General features: G+C 61.0%; 3 protein-coding genes. 1 reads left to right on the top strand and 2 read right to left on the bottom strand.

From position 1 onward, the window contains the following. Positions 1 to 173 precede the first annotated feature (173 nt). Positions 174 to 632 (bottom strand): anti-sigma factor domain-containing protein, encoded by a 459-nt coding sequence (locus BKD70_RS22890; RefSeq protein WP_054896761.1) that lies wholly within the window; start codon positions 630 to 632, stop codon positions 174 to 176. Positions 633 to 768: 136 nt separating this feature from the next. On the opposite strand from BKD70_RS22890, the gene BKD70_RS22885 reads away from it, so the two are divergent. Continuing rightward, positions 769 to 1,341, top strand: coding sequence for a DUF2780 domain-containing protein (locus tag BKD70_RS22885; protein WP_054920759.1), 573 nt, complete (start codon positions 769 to 771; stop codon positions 1,339 to 1,341). Here the strand turns inward: BKD70_RS22885 and BKD70_RS22880 are convergent. Continuing rightward, positions 1,338 to 1,924 (bottom strand): acetyltransferase (locus BKD70_RS22880; RefSeq protein ID WP_070415460.1); only part of this gene is annotated, 587 nt, incomplete at its 5' end. The two genes, BKD70_RS22885 and BKD70_RS22880, sit on opposite strands and share 4 nt — an antisense overlap.

Raw genomic sequence — 1,924 nt, 5'->3', positions numbered from 1 at the left:
TCCTTGGAAGCTGCTACAGCAGGTTACGGGACATGCAACGGGTCGGCCGGTGAGTCTGCAAATGAGACCATCTCTGGGAGCAGGCTCGCCCGCGAAGGCGATGTGTCAGTCACTGCATTATCGCTTTCGCAGGCAAGCCCACTCCTACATTTAAACCGAGTGTCAGCCGGTGATTAGCGCGTGGCCAGGGCGCCTTGGTAGACGGTCGGCCCTGTCGGTTGCTTGCTCACCGAGCCACCCTTGGTTTCCGAACTCACCATCAGCTCCACCGGCTTGCTGATGCTTTCTTGCTGGCGCGGATTCAGGCCGATGATGCCTTTGCCATCCTCCGGCAGCAGGCCAAGGGATACCGGTGTGCCGTCTTTGGGAATCGCCCAGAGTTCAAGGCTTTGGTCCGGTGCAGGCGCCGTGGAGGCAATCGGCTGCACTTCCAGGTAATCCTTGTGGGCCATGATTTGTGCGGCTGGCTGCTGGGTCGTGGTCACCAATGTCGCCGCGGATTTGACGCTGTCCTGGGTGTAGAGCGCGCCGCCGATACCGGCAACCACTACCGCACAGGCGCCGATGAACAGGCGAGGGCGGCTCCAGAACGCAGGCTTGTGCTCAATCACTGGGGGTTGGATCGCAGTCATAAGTCTCTTCTCGACAAATTTTGTAGTCAGTTCATGGACCCGCTTATCCCCGATGGGTTCCTCAGGGGCTCCGGAACAACCGACGGGATACCCAGTCCAACGCCTGCGTTTACCCCTATACCCAGAGGTTGTTTCGATGAAGATTTCACGCGGTTTTGCCCTGTCCTGCCTGTTGACCGTGGCCGCCGGCCCGGTGTTCGCCGCAGGTTTCAGCCTTGGCGATGCAGCCAATGCCATTTCCGGCATGCAGGGTGGCAACAACAAGGCTGCCGCCGCCGCGCCCACCTCGGAGACGGCCGACCTGCTGACGGCCTTGACCTCGCAACTGAACATCACCCCCGAGCAAGCAGTGGGCGGCACGGGCGCCATGCTGGGTCTGGCCAAGAACAAACTGAGCGGCAATGACTTCTCGCAGCTGAGTAACAGTGTGCCGGGCCTCGACAAGCTGTCGGGTGATAACGCATTGGGCAGCCTCGGGGCCTTGAGCGGGATGCTCGGCCAAACCGGTGGCAGCAAGACCAGCGGCCTGGACGGCCTGTTGGGCAACGTGAAAAGCACCAATGACTTGAACACCGCCTTCAGCGCATTGGGCATGGACAGCGGCATGGTCGGCCAGTTTGCCCCGGTGATCCTGAAATACCTGGGCGGCGAGGGGGCCAGCAGTTCCGTGCTGGGCAAATTGGCTCAGGCCTGGGGTACCGGCAGCTAAGGCTCTTGGCGCAGTTGTTCGATGCGCGCATCCTTTTCCATCCAGAGCTGGTTGACCCAGTTCTGGACGGTCTGGCGAAACGCCGGATCGTTCTCGTAATCCCCTTGCCACAACGCCGGGTCCAGTTCGCGGGTACGGATATCCACGATCACCTTCGGCACTGCGCCGCTGATCAAGTCCCAGAACCCCGGAATCTTTTGCTGCGGATACACCACGGTCACGTCGAGGATCGCGTCCAGTTGTTCGCCCATCGCCGCCAGCACAAATGCCACGCCGCCCGCCTTGGGCTTGAGCAATCGGGTAAACGGTGACGCCTGCTGCTTGCGCTTGGCCTCGTTGAACCGCGTGCCCTCCAGGTAATTGACCACCGTGACCGGCTGGCGCTTGAACAGCTCGCAGGCCTCTTTGGTGATCTTCAAATCCTGCCCCGCCAGCTCCGGGTGCTTGGCCAGGAACGCCTTGGTGTAGCGTTTCATGAAGGGGTAATCCAGCGCCCACCAGGCTAGGCCGAGGAAGGGCACCCAGATCAGTTCTTTTTTCAGGAAGAACTTGAAGAACGGCGTGCGCCGGTTCAATGCCTGGA

The sequence above is a fragment of the Pseudomonas sp. BS-2016 genome, assembly GCF_001806145.1.
GTDB lineage: Bacteria > Pseudomonadota > Gammaproteobacteria > Pseudomonadales > Pseudomonadaceae > Aquipseudomonas > Aquipseudomonas lundensis.
Note: the sequence above shows the minus strand (reverse complement) of the source record. Positions and strands in the feature narration are given on the sequence as shown.